This window comes from Eudoraea sp. (assembly GCF_039969275.1).
Lineage (GTDB): Bacteria > Bacteroidota > Bacteroidia > Flavobacteriales > Flavobacteriaceae > Eudoraea.
Genome location: NZ_JBDVOC010000010.1, coordinates 642,205 through 660,710, shown reverse-complemented (window position 1 = coordinate 660,710; position 18,506 = coordinate 642,205). Strand labels below are relative to the sequence as shown.

Here is an 18,506-nt window from a genome sequence, read left to right as displayed (position 1 = left end):
TATTTAGAATACAAATGAAGCATGCAATTGTATTTTTAGTATTATTTCTTTTAACAGCCTGTGGTTCGTTAAAAAAAACGCAATCGAATAATCCCCCTGACGGGCTTAAAGGAAATTTGGGAAGTACTTTAGTAGATAGCACCAGCGTGCTCGAAATAATGAACTTTTTAGCATCGGATGATTTAAAAGGAAGGGATTCTGGAAGTGAGGGGATAGAAAAAGCTGCAGAATTTATAGAAGGTATTTTTGTTCAAAATGGATTAAAACCCTATTTCGCAACTTTTAAGGATACATTAGCCAATTTTCAAAAACCGGCTTATAATATAGTTGGCGTTCTGAAAGGAACCGATAAAAAACTTCAAAATGAATATATCATAATTGGAGCACACTATGATCATATTGGCGTATTAACAGCCGAAAATGGTGATACAATTGCCAATGGGGCAAATGATAATGCCTCGGGAACCACTACAGTCCTGGAATTGGCCAGGTATTTTGGAGCGTCTAAAAGCAATAAAAGAAGTCTCATTTTTGCGCTATTCAGTGCCGAAGAGAAAGGTTTAATAGGATCCAACCATCTGGCGAAAAAATTAAAGGAAGAGGACCTTAATCTTTATCTGATGCTTAATTTCGAGATGACAGGTGTACCCATGATCGACAAGGATTATATGATGTATGTTACAGGTTATGGTAAATCCAATCTGGCAGAGGAAACTAATAAATATGCGAATAAAAATTTGGTTGGCTTCTTACCCACGGCAAAAGAGTTTGGCCTTTTTCAAAGATCAGATAACTATCCTTTTCACAACGAGTTTAATATTCCTTCACAGACCTATTGCACTTTTGATTTCACTAATTTTAATTTCTACCACAAGGTAGGTGATGAGTTGGATCAAATGGATTTTGAACATATGTCCCGGGTGATAAATAATATGATACCTGTATTGGAAGGGTTTTCAAATTCCCCCGAACAAGAAATAAAGTATTATTAAATGGCTAATGTTATAATTACAGGGTGTAGCAGGGGTATAGGATACGACCTGGCCCGTCTTTTTGCCCAAAGTGGGCATAAGGTTTTGGCGCTTTCCAGAAATGATAAGCCAATTAAGGAATTAAAGGAAGGTAATATTACTGCATTTCCGTTTGATATTTGCAATGATAGAGATTTGGAAAAGGTTCAACATTTTCTAAAAGACAATTGGAAAACTGTAGATATTCTAATTAATAATGCCGGACAATTATTGAACAAACCTTTTCTTCAAACAACCAGGATTGAATTTGAAGAAATATATAAGGTAAATGTATTCGGTGTCGCAGAACTTACAAGACTGCTTATTCCAAAAATGACTATTGGGGGGCATGTGGTAACCATTAGTTCTATGGGAGGTGTACAGGGTAGCCTCAAATTCCCAGGGCTTTCGGCCTATAGTTCTAGTAAAGGTGCGGTTATTACACTAACCGAATTATGGGCTGAAGAATTTAAAGAAACGGGCCCTTCGTTTAATGTGTTGGCTATTGGAGCAGTCCAGACAGAAATGTTAGAAGAGGCTTTTCCCGGTTATGAAGCACCTATAACTGCTGAGGATATGGCCCATTATATAATGGATTTTGCATTAAATGGTCAGCGCTATTACAATGGGAAGCTATTACAGGTAAGTAGTACTACTCCTTGATTTAAAGAATATTTTGCTCTTTTAAATTTATTTTATCACTTTTTCTATGTAAAAAAGGGTCTTTATTGCAAGGCTAAAAACATTAAAAACTATTTTTACTTCAATGAACGAAACATTGTTAAAATACCTTCCTGAGAATGCAGTCACGCCCTGTCTTGAACTCATAAAGGTAAATGGTGTAAACCTAAAAATAGTTAATCAGAGAGTGACCCGCCATGGAGATTATCGTCTCATGCGTAATGGTTCGCATCAAATTACCGTTAACGCCACTCCGAATAAATATCGTTTTTTAATAACGCTTATTCATGAAATTGGACATTTGGTAGCGTTTGAAAAATTTGGAAGAAGAATAAAACCTCATGGCATGGAATGGAAGCAGACTTTTCAGTACCTGATGCTTCCATTTATTAGACCGGAAATATTTCCTTCCTCTCTTTTACCAATCCTGGCAAAACATTTTAGAAACCCGAAAGCCAGTAGTACTACGGATGCTAATTTGTCTATGGCTTTGAAAGCTTATGACATTCCTAATGATAAAATTCAAGTTTTTGAATTACCTTCCGGTAGTATTTTTAAGTTATATAATGGGAAGTTATTTAAGAAGGGGCAAAGAAAAGTAAAAAGATACGAGTGTATTGAAATCTCATCGGGAAGGATATACCTGTTTCAACCCCATGCGGAAGTTGAGGTAGTAACTAATAAATAATAAATGAACAAAAATAAAAACTATTATGCGGTTCTAATGGCCGGGGGAGTGGGTTCCAGGTTTTGGCCGGTTAGCACATCTGCATACCCAAAGCAATTCCATGACATGTTGGGTGCCGGTGCTACACTTTTACAAAAAACCTTTAGTCGTCTCAACAAATTTATACCTTCAGAAAACATACTAATTCTTACTAATGAAAGGTATAATGACCTTGTTCTGAGTCAGCTTCCCCTGATAAGCTCTAATCAGGTGATTTTGGAACCTGTAATGCGCAATACCGCCCCTTGTATTTTATATGCAGCTCTGAAAATAAAAAAAATGAACCCCGAGGGGCTAATGATTGTGGCTCCCAGTGATCATTGGATAGAAGATGAAAAGGCATTTGAACTCAATGTTAAGAGTTGTTTTGATAAATGTGAAAGGGAGGAAGTAATATGCACCCTCGGAATAAAGCCTACTTTCCCTAATACCGGATTTGGTTATATCGAATTTGAACAAATAGCATCGCTGAAAACAAATTCAGACTTGTTTGCAGTCAAACAATTTAGAGAGAAACCGGATTATGAAACAGCTAAGGCATTTTTAAAACAAGGAAATTTTCTTTGGAATGGCGGCATTTTTATCTGGAGCATCAGAACTATTTTAGCAGCTTTCAAGGAATTTCAATCGGAGCAATATGAGTTGTTCAATTCCGGATTTGATATATTTAATACCGAGGGAGAAAAAGATTTCATCGATAAAAATTATCCAAAAGCAGATAATATTTCAATAGATTATGCCATTCTTGAAAAAGCCAGGGAAATATTTGTTCTTCCCGCTACTTTTGATTGGAATGACCTGGGTACCTGGGGTTCGTTATATCATAAGCTCGAGAAGGATGAAGATGACAATGCTATTGTTAACGGTAAAGTTTTAAGTGAGGATGCTTCGGGAAATATGATTCGATTACCAAAAGATAAAATTGCGGTTATTGATGGATTAAAAGATTATATAATAGTTGATAAAGAAGAAGTACTGATGATTTACCCTAAATCCAAAGAACAGGCTATTAAAAGTGTTTTGGCAGAAGTAAAAAAGCGATTTGGAGACCAATACATTTAATTATGAATGAAGAGTTTAATGAAAAAAATCCATTATCCGATGCTGATGAGGAGTTCAGCGGAGAACAAGCGAAAAAAGATTTTCAGGGATTTTTAGGAAGCACCAAAAAATTTCTTACAGACCTTTTAAACATCCGCAAGGATACAGATCAGGAAGCTACAAAACAAGCTATTATTGCCGACATACCTTTTAAAGGGCATACGATTTGGATTTTAATATGTTCAATATTTATAGCTTCAGTAGGTTTAAATGCTAATTCTACGGCTGTTGTAATTGGAGCCATGCTTATTTCTCCTCTAATGGGTCCTATTTTAGGGGTGGGCATGTCCATTGCCATAAATGACATTGATACACTAAGACGCTCTTTGAAGAATTTTGCCGTAATGGTAGTCTATAGTATACTTACAGCATATTTATTTTTTGAATTTTTTCCGTTAAGAGACGAATCCTCTGAGTTATTGGCCAGAACGGAGCCGGATATCAGAGATGTGTTAATTGCTTTTTTCGGTGGTTTCGCCTTGGTCATAGCGAGGGCAAAAAAAGGCACTGTGGCCACTGTAATTTTTGGGGTGGCTATTGCAACCGCATTAATGCCGCCTTTATGCACCGTAGGTTTTGGACTGGCAATTGGTAATTGGGAATATGCTACCGGGGCTATGTACCTTTTTATTATCAACACAATTTTCATTGCTCTTGCCACAGTGATTGTTCTAAAATTACTCCGCTTTCCAATGGTCCGATACATGCATTCTAAAAAGAGACTATATTATGCCAGAATCGCCACTTTGGTTTCCCTCTTGGTCATGATTCCGGCCATAATTACCTTTTATAATGTTTGGCAGGAATCCCGATATATGAGACAGGCACAGGATTTAATTAAACAGACTATTGAAGTATATAGGTTTAAGGACAGGGGAAGGTATTTAGATAACCTTACTAAAATTAGCTATAACAGGGAAGGTGGTTCTTCAATTGAATTAGTTTGTATGGGAGATGAACTTATACCTGATAATGTAATAGCCAGCTGGAATGAACAAAAAAACACATTTTCCAGACTTGAAGATACAGAACTAAAAATTGTTCAAGGGGGAAGAGACGATTCTGAAATAAAATTCAATTATATAAATGAATTATACGAATCCAAGAAGGCCGAATTATTAAATAAAGATGAGCGTATTAATCTTCTGGAATCTGAATTAGCCAATCTGAGTAAACTAAGCGCAAAACAAATTCCCTTTAGGCAAATTAGTGCAGAAGCCAAAGCTAATTTTGAGAATCTCGATAGCATAGGGTTTGCTTATACCATAACTACTGACTTTACTAAGATTGATACAATTCCTATTTTTGAGGTAGTATGGAAAAAGGACACCAAGAAGCGCGACATAAAGGAAGATACCCAAAAACTAAACAATTGGTTAAAACTGCGATTAAATGATAATAAGGTCAGGGTAAAGTAGGAACAGAGCTAGTTTCGCTCTTCAATATACATTTGTCGGACCTTTTTAAATAATTCTGAGGAATACACAAAATCAGTTATTGCTTCATTATCTGTTTTAAAGATTTCCTTATTGGTGCCTTCCCATTCTTTAATTCCATTTTTAAGAAAGATTATTTTTTCGCCAATTTCCATCACAGAATTCATGTCATGGCTATTAATTACTGTAATAATGTCAAATTCTTTTGTGATCTCCTGAATCAAGTTGTCAATTAAAATCGCTGTATTGGGATCAAGGCCTGAGTTTGGCTCGTCGCAAAATAAATATTTGGGATTCATTACTATAGCCCTGGCAATAGCAACTCTTTTTTGCATACCTCCCGAAATTTCTGCAGGGTATTTTTTATGTGCATCAATGAGGTTAACCCTTTTTAGTACAATGTTTGCTCGGTCTTCCATTTCCGATCGGGATTGATGGGTAAACATATCCATAGGAAACATAACGTTTTCTTCAACGGTCATGGAATCAAATAATGCACTTCCCTGGAATACCATCCCCATATCCTGTCTTAAATCTCGTTTTTCTGTAACAGACAATTTGGAAAACATGCGACCGTCATAACTAATTGTTCCCTCATCTGGCTCAATTAAACCCAAAAGACATTTCATAAATACCGTCTTACCAGAGCCACTTTGACCTATAATCAGATTGGTTTTTCCTTTTTCAAAGGAAGTGGTTATACCCTTTAATACCTGGGTATCTCCAAATGATTTATTTAAGTTTTCTACATCTATCATTAGCCTAATAATAGTTGTGTAAGAACAAAGTTAGATATGATGATCACCACACTGGTCCAGACAAAAGAGGTTGTGCTTGCTTTGCCCACATCCAGGGCACCTCCTTCCATATAATACCCATGAAATGAAGGGACGGTAGCAATTATAAATGCAAATACAATAGATTTAATAAATGAATAGGTTACATGAAAGGGGATGAAATCCAATTGGATGCCTTGAATAAATTCAGCAGATGTACTGTAATTCCCTAAAGAATTAGCAATTAACCCTCCAAAAATTCCCACATACATGGAAATAGCAATTACAAAAGGATAAAATAACATTGCTATTATCTTAGGAAAAACCAGATAATTAAGAGAATTCACCCCCATAACTTCCAATGCATCTATCTGTTCAGTTACGCGCATAGTACCTATGCTGGACGTAATATAAGAACCCACTTTACCCGCCATGATGATAGATGTAAATGTAGGGGCAAACTCGAGTATAACCGATTGCCTGGTAGCAAACCCAATCAGGTCTTTAGGGATCAATGGATTTGTAAGGTTTAATGCTGTCTGAATGGCCACAACACCTCCAATGAATACAGAAATAAAAATTACGATCCCCATTGAACCATAAATTAGTTCATCAATTTCCTTTAAAATTAAAGTTTTCATTATTGACCACTTTGTAGGTTTTTTAAAAACCTCTCGAACCATAATGGAATAGCTGCCAATTGATGAGATGTAATTCATAAAACTATGCGATACTTCTAGCTGTAAAAATAGTAATATTAGGCTTCATTTAACCTTCATTTAAAATTTTAAAACTTAATTTAGGCATTTTTAAAACCAGAACTTGTATATAATGTTTTCCAAAAGCCATTTCACATCAATATTATTAATTGGATTCTTTTTGTATTCTTCGGGAGTAATATGTCAGCGAAGGGCTAAAGAATCTGCTAAAACAGAAGTTACTGCTCCCCTAAAAACCACGCCGAAGTTGGTTGTTGGTATTGTGGTTGATCAAATGCGCTATGATTATCTGACACGTTTTTGGGACCATTACGGGGATGATGGTTTTAAGCGTCTTGTGAATGAGGGCTTTAATTGTAAAAATAACCATTTTAATTATTCGCCTACCAGTACGGGTCCGGGACACGCATCCGTGTACACTGGTACCACTCCGTCAATACATGGAATTATTGGAAATAACTGGTATGATAAAGAAATTGATAAACCGGTCTATTGTGCATCCGATGATTCTTACGCCACAGTTGGAGCGATTTCAAATGCAGGAAAGATGTCACCTCATAGAATGACGGTTACTACTATTACCGATCAATTGCGATTGCACACTCAAATGAAGGGTAAAGTTGTTGCAATTGCTTTAAAAGACAGAGGCGCTGTTCTTCCCGGTGGTCATACGGCAAATGCCGCTTACTGGTTCCTCGGTGGAGGCCAAGGGAAATGGATCAGCAGTACCTATTATATGGAGAATTTGCCTAAATGGGTTGTAGATTATAATTCTTCTAAGGTTGTAGAGAAATATAAGAAGCCCTGGAATACTGTTGAGGATATTACTTCTTACAGGGAAAGCGGTCCTGATAATAACACTTATGAGGGTTTGTTCACAGGCGAAAGCAATCCTGTTTTTCCGCATGACCTTCCCGGTTTATGGGATAAGAATAGTAAATATGAGCTGCTAAAGGTTACACCTTTTGGAAATAGTATAACTACGGATTTTGCGATAGAAGCGGTGAAAGGAGAACAGCTCGGTACAGATGATATCACAGATTTTTTAGCAATTAGTTTTTCAAGTACAGATTATGTTGGACATTGGTTTGGTGTAAATTCTAAGGAAATACAGGATACCTATATACGTTTGGATCGCGATTTGGAACGAATATTAAAGTATCTGGATACCAAAGTGGGAGCAGGGGAATATACCGTTTTTCTTACGGCAGATCATGGAGCAATTAATGTTCCTGCTTATTTGAAAGATCAAAAAATACCAGCGGGATATATTAATAGGGCTGAAATACAATCAGAATTAGGAGAATTTATTAAATATAAGTATGGTTCCACAGAATTAATTAAAAATTATTCTAACAACCAGCTTTTTCTTGACCATAAGATTATTCAAAATTTAGATCTGAGTCTAAAGGAAGTCCAGGAGACTTTGGCCAGCGAATTACTTTCATACCAAGCCTTTGAAAAGGTATACACCGCATATCAAATGCAAAATAATGAGTACACGACCGGAATCCCATACATTATTCAAAACGGATACAACATGAAACGCTCTGGTGATATTTTAATAGTGCCAAAACCTGGAATTATTGATTATAGCAAAACGGGATCCACACACGGATCTGCTCAGATTTATGATACCCATACACCACTTATTTTTTATGGAAAAGGCATAAAACCGGGCTCAACGGCTCTTAGAACAGAAATCCCTGATATTGCACCTACCATAGCCACATTGTTGGGGATTGCATTTCCTAACGGAGCTACCGGCAAGCCTATCGCACGGATATTAGAATAATTTATTAAGAATATTTTGCCATCTTAATTTGCGAATAAACTCGCCTTCTTTTTGAGAAACCAGAAAAGGAAGACTCTTTTTTTTGGCCATGGCATAGCCTTTTAAAGTATCTATAAATAATGTCGTCTTTTTTCTTTTCAATGCCATTTTAAGCGAGGCAATGAAACTAATTAAATAGCCATAGCGCATCAGATACATGGCTTCACCTTGTAAATAACGCGCCTGTTTGTTATAGGATGCTCCCAGAGGTCGTAAATGCTTTATTTTTAGCGAATCATCTGTAATTACACTAAAATCATTATACCGGGCTAATAGCTCATCAACTGTATCCCAGCCTATCGAATTTTTTAATCCACCTATGGCATTAAAACATTGTTTGGTATAACTTTTAAAAGCACCGCGAATATGATCTTTGTTCATAGGGTGATTTAATTTCCACACTCCTTTTGAATCTTGTTCATAAGCAAATCCACCTAAAATTCCAGCCCTGGAATCTGAATTAATTAGTTCTGATATTTTTTCAAAGTAGTTTTCCGGGAGTATAATATCAGCATCCAGTTTGACAATAAAATCGTATTGGTCGTCTAGCAGCTCAAACCCTTCATTAAATGCTTCCACAACTTTAGCCCCCGGCATATGAAGGGTAGAGGAGGATCTGTTGACTTTTATAATATGGCTGTTCCCGGAAACAAATTCATCTATAATAGTTTCGGTTTTGTCTGTAGAATTATCATTCACAACCAAAACTTTCTTTGGTTGCATGGTTTGGGATAGAACAGCATTGAGCGTAGCAGCTATGTATGATTCTTCATTATGTGCACAGATTACAATATAATAATTCACGATAGTAAGGTATAATTATTCCGGTGCAATAAATCCGGTGCTTTCGGATATCCTTTTTCGCTCTGCATAAACAATATAATAACGAGGAGTAAAAGTCCGTAATAAAGGCCTAAGTCCTATTTTATTAACGGGATTAGCCCAGCTAAGGGTATCTTTTATCTCCCAACCAGCTTTTTCGAGCAACCAATTAAACTGCCAGGCCTCAAATTCATGATAGTGTCTATCCCAGGGGTCTGTTTTACTCTTATATGCTGAGGCAAACCAAAGTCGTAATGGAACACTGGTAACAATTTTATCAGCCTTTATTGCTCTCAAAATATTGTAAGGTGCGAGCAGGTGTTCAAAGATTTCAAATGCTGTGACTACATTGGCATTCGAATTCTGTACAAAGTCAAAATCTAAATCCAGGTCTTCGCCGCTAGTATTTTCAACATTATAGCCATTCTGCTTCATTATTTCAGAAAATGGGTTGGTAACCCCTAAATCCAATATGGCTTCCTGAGTAGTTATATGTTTTTGAAGAAAGGCAAGTGTATTTTTATACCTTTTATCCGGAAAAGTTTTTTCATACATATTTTCAGCATCTATAGACTATGGCGTTGATATTCATACCTGCGCCAACACTGGCAAAGATAACAACATCTCCTTTTTCTATTTGCTGATTTTCTATTTTCCCGGTTTTAACCATATGAAATAAGGTGGGAACAGTTGCCACAGAACTATTTCCCATTTCACGAATATTCATTGGCATTACTCCTTCAGGCATTTCCAAGTTAAAAGACTTGTAAAATCGATTTACAATAGCCTCGTCCATTTTTTCATTTGCCTGATGAATAAATATTTTTTTGATATTTTCAATTGGTATTCCACTTTTTTCCAAAGAATTCCTCATGGCATTTGGAACATGATTTAGCGCAAATTCATAAATTTTACGCCCATACATTTTAATATATTGAGTTTTGCTGGGACAAGATTTATTATGTGATTCGCCGAAAAATAGATAATAGGCTTCTTCGTTGGTAAATGTAGCTGAGGTATGTGCCAGAATCTCACCGGAATCCTCAGAATCTTCAATAATACAAGCTCCGGCACCATCTGAATAAATCATGGAATCCCGATCGTGCTGATCAATTACCCTGGAGAGTGTTTCCGCACCAATTACGAGACATTTTTTTGCTATACCACTTTTGATAAAAGCATTTGCCTGTATTACTCCTTCAATCCAACCCGGACAACCAAAAAGCATATCATATGCAACACAATTGGGGTTTTTAATTCTTAGGAGATGTTTTACCCTGGTTGCTAAACTAGGCACGGTATCGCTTTGGGAGTGCCCATGGCTCACGTTTCCAAAATTATGCGCAAAAATTATATAATCCAGTTCTTCAGCATCGATTCCGGCATCTTCAATAGCATCCCGGGCTGCAAAGAATCCCAAATCTGAAGTATTTAGTTCTTTATCAGCATAGCGCCTTTCCGCAATACCCGTTATTGCCTTAAACTTCTCAATGATAATCTCGTTGGTATAGGCAAAGGGAGTTCCCTCACTGGTAAGAAAATTATGTTGCTCAAAATCTTTGTTTTGAGTAGTGATCGACGGGATATAACACCCTGTGCCGCTGATTCCAATACTCATATTTAGGGGAGTTGACTTAGTTTTGGGAAAAATAATAAAAAATTCCGTCGTACTATATGGGCATAGTAATCAATTACGATGTTCAGAAGAAATCTACAACATTAGAAATAATTCTTCAGCTTTAATATAGTCTTTCAAACCCCTCTTTATAGGGGATAGACTAAGCTTCCACATATGCTTCAATTGGAGCACAAGTACATATTAAATTACGATCTCCATACGCTTCATCTACCCTTCTAATACTGGGCCAAAATTTATTTTCGAAAATGTAGGGTAACGGGAAGGCAGCCTGTTGTCTCGAATATGGGAAATCCCAGGAATCATTGGTCATCATATGCAAGGTATGTGGTGCATTTTTCAGTACGTTATTTGTATCCTTTGCTGAGGAATGATCAATTTCTTCCCGGATTGATATCATAGCATCACAAAATCGATCTAATTCATCAAGATTTTCACTTTCAGTAGGCTCTATCATAAGGGTCCCTGCTACAGGAAAAGATACTGTTGGAGCATGAAAACCGTAGTCCATTAATCGTTTAGCGATATCTGTAACCTCTATTCCGTTTTGTTTAAATGGTCTGCAATCAATAATCATTTCATGCGCTGCACGGCCTTTTTCCCCTGTGTAAAGAACATCAAATTTTCCACTCAACCTATTCTTTATATAGTTCGCATTTAGAATAGCAATTTTTGTGGACTCAGTTAAGCCAGCTTCTCCCAGCATCTTAATATAACCGTAAGAAATTAAACAAACTAATGAACTGCCCCAGGGAGCCCCTGAAATTGCTGTAATTGCTTTTTTACCACCAGTTTTAATAACCGGATTACCCGGTAAGAAAGGAACCAATTGTTCAGCAACACAAATAGGCCCTACTCCGGGTCCTCCGCCTCCATGTGGTATTGCAAAAGTTTTGTGCAGGTTGAGATGGCATACGTCAGCTCCAATAGTCGCCGGATTTGTTAATCCTACCTGTGCATTCATATTGGCTCCATCCATATAAACCTGCCCCCCATGGTCGTGAATAAGTTGTGTTATTTTTTTTATGGAGGATTCAAAAACTCCATGTGTTGAGGGATATGTGATCATTAATGCAGCCAAATTTTCTGAATGTAATTCTACTTTCTCCTCCAGGTCCACCATATCGATATTTCCTCGAGCATCTGTTTTGGTTACAACAACCTTCATTCCGGCCATTACAGCCGAAGCCGGATTAGTACCATGAGCGGATGCCGGAATAATGCAGATATTTCTATGAACTTCGCCTTTGGATTCATGATACGCTCTTATGGTCATTAATCCGGCAAACTCACCTTGTGCACCGGAATTAGGTTGCAAGGAAGTACCTGCGAAACCCGTGATTTCCGTTAAATCTCTTGCTAGTTCCTGCAGTATTATATGATAACCTTCTGCCTGTTCGACAGGAACAAATGGATGAATATTTCCCCATGCAGGCATACTCAAAGGCAGCATTTGGCTGGCAGCATTTAATTTCATAGTACAAGAACCGAGTGAGATCATAGACTGATTTAGGGCCAGGTCTTTTCGCTCTAATTTTTTGAGATAACGCATTAGTTCTGTCTCGGAATGATATGAATTAAAGACCTCGTTTTCCAGGAATGGTGTATTGCGTATTAAGGAGTGTGGAATAACATCCTTTGTTTTCTCATCAATAGAAGTAATTTCTTCGGATTCAATCAATTCACTAAAGCAATTGTAAATTAGTCTAATATCGTCCTTGCTTGTGGCCTCATTGATCGATATTGAAACGGTATTATTATCAATATAATTGAAATTAATACTATTTTTTTCGGCGATTGATTTTAAGGACTTGCTATCGGGAACCCGCACCATAATGGTGTCGAAAAAAGTGGTGTTCAATTGTTCAAATCCTTGTTTTTCAAGCAACTGACTTAATACCTTTGCATTATAATGAACTTTATCTGCTATATATCTTAAGCCTTGTGGTCCGTGATAAACAGCATAAGCCCCTGCCATCACTGCTAGTAACACCTGTGCTGTACAAATGTTAGATGTTGCTTTGTCTCTTTTAATATGCTGTTCTCTGGTTTGTAAAGCCATACGCAATGCCTGATTTCCATCTGTATCTCTGGTTAGCCCTATAATTCTTCCGGGGATATTTCTTTTGAAAGCCTCCTTAGTGGCAAAAAAAGCAGCATGCGGGCCCCCGTAGCCTAAAGGAATTCCAAATCTTTGTGTGGTTCCAACAACTACATCTACTCCAATTTCACCGGGCGGGGTTAATAAAACCAAACTAAGTATATCTGCAGCTACTGCAACTTTTATCTCTTTATCTCTGGCTTTTTGTACAAAAATTTTATAATCATTTACCTGACCATATTTACCGGGGTATTGCAAAAGAGCACCGTAAAAACCCTCACCAAACTCGAATGCTTCATGATCTCCGCTTACCAATTCAATTCCAAGGGGTTTTGATCTGGTTTGCAGTAGCGATAGGGTTTGTGGCAATACCTCATTGGAAACAAAAAATTTAACGACTTCATTTTTCTTTTGTTCCCTGTTTCTTACATCAAAAAGCATGGTCATCGCTTCCGCGGCTGCAGTGCTTTCGTCTAAAAGTGACGCATTGGAAAGCTCCATCCCGGTAAGATCGCAAATCATGGTTTGGAAGTTTAATAAGGCTTCCAATCTCCCTTGCGCAATTTCTGCCTGATATGGCGTATAGGCTGTATACCACCCTGGATTTTCAAGAATGTTCCTTTTAATCACAGATGGAGTAATACATTCGTTATATCCCAGACCGATATAAGTTTTGTATACCTTGTTTTTTAAAGAAAGGGAATTTACATGTGACAGGAATTCATGTTCGCTCATTTCCCTGCTAAGATCTAAAGGTTTTTTAAGCCTTATTTCACTGGGAATAGTTTCATATATAAGCTGGTCTATATTTTCCACGCCAATGGTTTTAAGCATTTTAGGCAGATCTTCTTTTCGAATACCTATATGTCTTGAAGCAAACAGGTCTGTCGTCATAATTCACGATTTTATAGCTAAAATAATAGTGAACAAAATTAGGGATTAATTCTTGTAAAATAATCTATTTCAAAGCGCAGTAGCCTAAAGTTTTTAACGAAAAAGATACGTTATGAACAGTTTGGCTATTTTTGTTTAATGGGGTGGTTGAGCCGTATTTTTAATTTTTATCTGGATGCAAGCATTCATGTGGCATTTGCTGTGATAAGCTTATTATTGATCACCAATCTGTATTTAAACATTTTACCAGATCAGCATTTAATTCTTTTCGTTTTTTTTGGAACCATACCGAGTTATAATTTTATTAAATACGGGGTTGAAGCAAAAAGATATATCCTGGTAAAGAATAGCTATCACAAACAAATACAAATTTTCAGCTTAATTATATTAGCGCTTGCAGGCTATCATTTCTTTTTTTTGAGCTATGCGGTATGGTTCATTTGCTGTGCATTAGCCCTACTTATAGGTTTGTATGCATTGCCTGTTTCTCCTAAGCACAAGAATTTAAGGAATTCAGGTATCTTAAAAGTAATATTGGTGGCACTGGTGTGGACAGGAACTACGGTCATAATTCCTGTAATATCCTCGGCCATTTCATTTTCATGGGACATTTGCCTTCTAATGCTCCAACAGTTTATTCTGATTCTTGTATTGCTAATTCCATTTGAGATTAGGGATCTTGAATATGATGAATTGCATCTTAAGACAATACCACAGCGAATCGGAGTATCTCAAACCAAAAACCTTGGTCTGCTCTTGTCTCTTATTTTCTATTTAATAACATTTCTTAAGGACGATTTAAGTCAGTTAGAAATTATTGGAAAGACAATACTATTTTTGATTTTAATAATTATGCTGCTAATGACTCACAGAAATCAATCAAAATATTTTGCCTCATTTTTTGTAGAAAGTATTCCGATATGCTGGCTTGGAACCCTAATATTACTGGAAAGTTATATTTAGCTATTAAGTTCAATCTTTACTTTCATTTTTTCCTTTTCCTGTTCAGAAAGGTTATGTAAATTGGCCTTGTCACAAAGTATGGTTAGTTTTTTGTTCTTCTTAGAAAATGCAGCACAGGCTTTACAGAACAAAAGGTGAATACCAAATTTGATTTGTTCAAGAAGTGTCGCTTCTTTGTATTGTTTTTTATTGCAAATTGTACTTGCTTTCTCGCAACTAATCATAACTTAAACCAATTTTCATTGAGACAACCCATAAGATTCGTTCTAGCTCTGTGGACCATTACCCAAAGGTTAGACGGATTAATCCCAAGTTCATTACATATATCTTCTGTACTTAATCCTCGTATAGTTTTCATAACAAATACCGCAGATTGCTTTTTTGGCAGCTTAGAAATACATTCCTGAATAGCTTGTCCCAATTCTGCATTTTCTATTTGGTCATTTTCAAGTGTGCTAAATGGATCCGCTACATTTTCTTCCAGCCAATCTCCTGCCGAATCACTTTGACTACTATAATTAATTCGTACTTCGGCCTTGCCTTTCTTTGAATTAATTTTTCTGTAATAATCTATGACTTTTCGTTTTAATATAGCAATGAGCCAGGTGCGTTCTGATGCAGCCCCCTGATAATTTTTAGCCGATTTTAAAGCGGCCAGGAATGTTTCCTGTACCAAATCTTTAGCGATCTCTGCATCACTCACCCGCACCACGGCATAGTTAAATAGATAGTCGGCGTATTTGTCGACCCATGAAGCAGGATTTAAAGAATTTTCTGTCATTTTGATGCTTGTGGAATCCAAAAATAAAGTAATTTTAATGAAATTATTAATTTTAAGTGTAATACGCCCAATTATGAAAAATATCGGTTATCTCATTCTTTTGCTATTTATTCAAATAAGCTGCACCCAATCTAAATCCATGTCAATCACAGAATTGACACCTCAAGATCTCGAAAATGCAGTACTTGTCGATGTTCGCACTCCTGAAGAGTATGTTGAGGGTCATTTTGATGATGCAGTCAATATTAATTGGTATGATGAGGATTTTATTAAGCAATTCGAGAAGGAGAAAATAGAAAAAGACAAAACTATTTATGTCTATTGTAAAAAAGGAGGACGTAGTGCAAGCGCCGCTGAGTTACTCACCTCGTCTGGTTATAAAAATGTAATAGACCTGTTGGGAGGTTATGATGCGCTGGAAGAAAAAAATTAGTTAAGCCGTCTTTTTCATTAATCCAGCACGCTCTAAAAGAGCTTCAATTTTAGGCTCCCTGCCCCTAAAGCGCTTATAAAGGATCATTGGTTTTTCAGTTCCTCCTTTGGAAAGAATATGATCTTTAAATTTTTGAGCTACTTCTCGATTAAAAATTCCTTTTTCTTTAAAGTAATCGAACGCGTCGGCATCTAATACTTCAGCCCATTTATAGCTGTAATAGCCCGCGGAATAGCCGCCCTGAAAAATGTGGGCGAATGATACACTCATGCACGTCTCCTGGTTATTTGGGTAAAGTAAAGTGTCTTCGAAAGCTTTAAATTCGTGTTTCTTAACATCTGAAATAACAGATGGATCAGAAGCATGCCATGACATATCCAGGAAACCAAAACTCAGTTGACGCATTGTGGCCATCCCCTCCTGAAATGTTGCAGATTCCTTTATACTTTCAACTAATGACATAGGAATAGGTTCTTCTGTCTCATAGTGCCGGGCAAATAATTCCAGAGCTTCTTTTTCATAACACCAGTTTTCCAATATCTGACTGGGTAGCTCAACAAAATCCCAATAAACAGAAGTACCGGATAAGCTTGGATAGATCGTATTTGCAAGAATACCGTGAAGAGCATGCCCGAATTCATGAAAGAGCGTTGTAACTTCATTAAAAGTTAACAGTGATGGTTTATTTTCTGTAGGTTTCGTAAAATTACAAACGTTAGAAATCTGAGGTCTTTCATTCTTGTTATTCAATATGAACTGGGGCTTAAATGAAGTCATCCAGGCACCAGCGCGCTTCCCTTCCCTTGGATGAAAATCGGCATAGAATAAGGAAACAAATTTATTATTACTATCATAAATTCTATAAGTCTTAACTTCCGGATGATACTTGTCTACATCAAATACTTCTTCAAAAGACAATCCGTATAGTCTTTCGGTTATCATAAATACTCCTTCAATAACATTTTCCAGCTTAAAGTATGGTTTGAGCTTTTCATCGTCAAGGCTGAAGCGTTTTTGCTTTAATTTTTCAGAGTAAAAAGATCCATCCCAGGACTCTAGTTGCTCAATTCCATCCAGCTCTTTGGCAAACTCTGATAGTTCTTTAAATTCACGTTTAGCTGCGGGCTTTGCCTTTATTAACAATTCCTTTAAAAAGTCATATACTTTTTCCGGGGTTTCGGCCATTCGTTCTTCTAAAATAAAATTCGCATGGCTTTTATAGCCTAATAAATTAGCTCTTTCATGTCGAAGATTGGCAATTCGAAGAACATTAGCCTGATTGTCCAGGTCATCATTATGGAAGCCTTTGCTCCCAAATGCCATTGACAGCTCTTTTCTAAGTTCTCTGTTGAGTGCATATTTCATAAATGGAATATAACTTGGATAATCCAGAGTTATAATCCATCCTATTTTACCTTTACTTTTTGCTAACTGCGCTGCTGCATCTTTTGCACTTTGTGGAAGCCCGTCAAGGTTATCTTCGTTTGTGAGATGCATTTCATATTTATTTGTCTCCTTTAAAATGTTTTCACCAAATTTTAATTTTAGTGTTGCAAGTGCTGTATCAATCTCCCTTAGGCGTTTTTTTTGTTCTTCATCCAGGTTGGCCCCATTTCTGCTAAAATTTTTATACTTTTTATCAAGTAAGGTGTCTTGTTCTGCGGTAAGTTGGTATTCGTCTTTATTCTCAAAAACCTTTTTTATTCTTCTGAATAATTTTTCATTTAGGGTAATATCATTACTAAACTCCGACAACAATGGGGATACTTCCTGGGCAATCTTCTGGATGTTATCATTGGTTTCCGCAGAATTCAAACTAAAAAATAAACTGGCAATACGTTCCAAATGTTGTCCTGAGAATTCTAAAGCCTCAATAGTATTCTCAAAAGTGGGTTCTTCTTCGGAATGAGTTATGTCATCAATTTCTTTACGAGCATTTTCTATAGCGTGCATAAAGGCCGGCATAAAATGTTCATTCTTAATACTAGAAAAAGGTGCGGTATCAAATGGGGTTAATAAAGGATTCATATATAGACCGATGTTTATTACTTTATTTATGAAGAGGAATTAATCTGCGGAGGATAACAATGTTTAAATTTCCTATTTAGGTTTATTTAGTTCCTGAGCGCCCTTAACTACTTTGTCCTTTAGTCCTTCTTTGTATAAAAGAATTTTATCCATTACACACTTATCACTGCTACCTATGATTTGCGCTGCAAGAATACCAGCATTTTTTGCGCCGTTAAGAGCAACGGTGGCTACCGGAACACCCCCGGGCATTTGTAAAATAGACAAAACCGAATCCCATCCATCAATGGAATTACTGCTTTTAACCGGCACACCTATTACCGGCAGAGGGGAAAGTGAAGCTACCATTCCGGGTAAGTGGGCTGCACCACCAGCCCCTGCTATGATAACTGAAAATCCATTTTTATGAGCTTGTTTGCTAAATTCATATAATTTATCCGGCGTTCTGTGGGCAGATACAATATCAACTTCTACTTCAATATCAAATCCCTTTAAAATATCAACGGCTTCCTGCATAACGGGAAGGTCACTTAAGCTGCCCATAATTACTGCTACTTTGCTCAT

Annotated in this window: 18 protein-coding genes; 8 read left to right on the top strand and 10 right to left on the bottom strand. The window is 36.8% G+C overall.

The window, feature by feature from the left end; all coding sequences use genetic code 11:
- Positions 1–14: 14 nt before the first annotated feature.
- The 5 genes from ABJH90_RS10890 (at position 15) to ABJH90_RS10870 (ending at position 4,937) form a co-directional block, all read left to right on the top strand.
- Complete coding sequence (locus ABJH90_RS10890; protein ID WP_348139214.1) at positions 15–992, top strand: M28 family peptidase; 978 nt, start codon at positions 15–17, stop codon at positions 990–992.
- The gene (locus tag ABJH90_RS10885; protein ID WP_348139212.1) at positions 993–1,673 is read left to right on the top strand and encodes an SDR family oxidoreductase; all 681 of its coding nucleotides are present in this window, start codon (positions 993–995) and stop codon (positions 1,671–1,673) included.
- A gap of 103 nt (positions 1,674–1,776) precedes the next feature.
- Positions 1,777–2,379 carry a SprT-like domain-containing protein gene (locus tag ABJH90_RS10880; RefSeq protein WP_348139210.1) on the top strand — a complete coding sequence of 201 codons (603 nt, stop codon included), beginning with the start codon at positions 1,777–1,779 and terminating at the stop codon, positions 2,377–2,379.
- Positions 2,380–2,382: 3 nt separating this feature from the next.
- Positions 2,383–3,480: a mannose-1-phosphate guanylyltransferase gene (locus ABJH90_RS10875; RefSeq protein WP_348139208.1), complete on the top strand. Its 1,098-nt coding sequence runs from the start codon at positions 2,383–2,385 to the stop codon at positions 3,478–3,480.
- A 2-nt stretch (positions 3,481–3,482) separates the two neighbouring features.
- Positions 3,483–4,937 carry a DUF389 domain-containing protein gene (locus ABJH90_RS10870; RefSeq protein ID WP_348139206.1) on the top strand — a complete coding sequence of 485 codons (1,455 nt, stop codon included), beginning with the start codon at positions 3,483–3,485 and terminating at the stop codon, positions 4,935–4,937.
- A gap of 8 nt (positions 4,938–4,945) precedes the next feature.
- Here the strand turns inward: ABJH90_RS10870 and ABJH90_RS10865 are convergent, their stop codons facing one another.
- Both ABJH90_RS10865 and ABJH90_RS10860 read right to left on the bottom strand, forming a co-directional pair.
- Complete coding sequence (locus tag ABJH90_RS10865) at positions 4,946–5,713, bottom strand: ATP-binding cassette domain-containing protein (RefSeq protein WP_348139204.1); 768 nt, start codon at positions 5,711–5,713, stop codon at positions 4,946–4,948.
- Positions 5,713–6,450: an ABC transporter permease gene (locus tag ABJH90_RS10860; protein ID WP_348139202.1), complete on the bottom strand. Its 738-nt coding sequence runs from the start codon at positions 6,448–6,450 to the stop codon at positions 5,713–5,715. Before ABJH90_RS10860 ends, ABJH90_RS10865 begins: the two co-directional genes overlap by 1 nt.
- Before the next feature lie 112 nt (positions 6,451–6,562).
- Between ABJH90_RS10860 and pafA the strand changes: the two genes are divergently transcribed.
- Positions 6,563–8,245, top strand: coding sequence for an alkaline phosphatase PafA (gene pafA, locus ABJH90_RS10855; protein ID WP_348139200.1), 1,683 nt, complete (start codon positions 6,563–6,565; stop codon positions 8,243–8,245).
- On the opposite strand, the gene ABJH90_RS10850 is transcribed toward pafA, so the two are convergent.
- From ABJH90_RS10850 to gcvP, 4 genes are all read right to left on the bottom strand, one after another.
- Positions 8,237–9,088: a glycosyltransferase family 2 protein gene (locus tag ABJH90_RS10850; protein ID WP_348139198.1), complete on the bottom strand. Its 852-nt coding sequence runs from the start codon at positions 9,086–9,088 to the stop codon at positions 8,237–8,239. The genes pafA and ABJH90_RS10850 overlap by 9 nt on opposite strands.
- Before the next feature lie 15 nt (positions 9,089–9,103).
- On the bottom strand, positions 9,104–9,661 hold the full coding sequence (locus ABJH90_RS10845) for a methyltransferase (protein WP_348139196.1): 558 nt from the start codon (positions 9,659–9,661) through the stop codon (positions 9,104–9,106).
- A 4-nt stretch (positions 9,662–9,665) separates the two neighbouring features.
- On the bottom strand, positions 9,666–10,724 hold the full coding sequence (locus tag ABJH90_RS10840; protein ID WP_348139194.1) for a ketoacyl-ACP synthase III: 1,059 nt from the start codon (positions 10,722–10,724) through the stop codon (positions 9,666–9,668).
- A 160-nt stretch (positions 10,725–10,884) separates the two neighbouring features.
- Entirely contained in the window at positions 10,885–13,737 is a 2,853-nt protein-coding gene (gcvP, locus tag ABJH90_RS10835; protein WP_348139192.1) for an aminomethyl-transferring glycine dehydrogenase, read from the bottom strand.
- 138 nt (positions 13,738–13,875) lie between these two features.
- On the opposite strand from gcvP, the gene ABJH90_RS10830 reads away from it, so the two are divergent.
- On the top strand, positions 13,876–14,700 hold the full coding sequence (locus tag ABJH90_RS10830) for a hypothetical protein (RefSeq protein ID WP_348139190.1): 825 nt from the start codon (positions 13,876–13,878) through the stop codon (positions 14,698–14,700).
- Here the strand turns inward: ABJH90_RS10830 and ABJH90_RS10825 are convergent.
- Both ABJH90_RS10825 and ABJH90_RS10820 read right to left on the bottom strand, forming a co-directional pair.
- Positions 14,697–14,924, bottom strand: coding sequence for a hypothetical protein (locus ABJH90_RS10825; protein WP_348139188.1), 228 nt, complete (start codon positions 14,922–14,924; stop codon positions 14,697–14,699). The two genes, ABJH90_RS10830 and ABJH90_RS10825, sit on opposite strands and share 4 nt — an antisense overlap.
- A complete protein-coding gene (locus ABJH90_RS10820; RefSeq protein WP_348139186.1) occupies positions 14,921–15,481 on the bottom strand; it encodes a sigma-70 family RNA polymerase sigma factor in 561 nt (186 codons plus the stop codon). Before ABJH90_RS10820 ends, ABJH90_RS10825 begins: the two co-directional genes overlap by 4 nt.
- Positions 15,482–15,620: 139 nt before the next feature.
- On the opposite strand from ABJH90_RS10820, the gene ABJH90_RS10815 reads away from it, so the two are divergent.
- Complete coding sequence (locus ABJH90_RS10815) at positions 15,621–15,914, top strand: rhodanese-like domain-containing protein (RefSeq protein WP_348139184.1); 294 nt, start codon at positions 15,621–15,623, stop codon at positions 15,912–15,914.
- On the opposite strand, the gene ABJH90_RS10810 is transcribed toward ABJH90_RS10815, so the two are convergent.
- Both ABJH90_RS10810 and purE read right to left on the bottom strand, forming a co-directional pair.
- Positions 15,915–17,942, bottom strand: coding sequence for a M3 family metallopeptidase (locus ABJH90_RS10810; RefSeq protein ID WP_348139182.1), 2,028 nt, complete (start codon positions 17,940–17,942; stop codon positions 15,915–15,917).
- Positions 17,943–18,014: 72 nt separating this feature from the next.
- Positions 18,015–18,506 (bottom strand): 5-(carboxyamino)imidazole ribonucleotide mutase, encoded by a 492-nt coding sequence (purE, locus tag ABJH90_RS10805; protein WP_297706821.1) that lies wholly within the window; start codon positions 18,504–18,506, stop codon positions 18,015–18,017.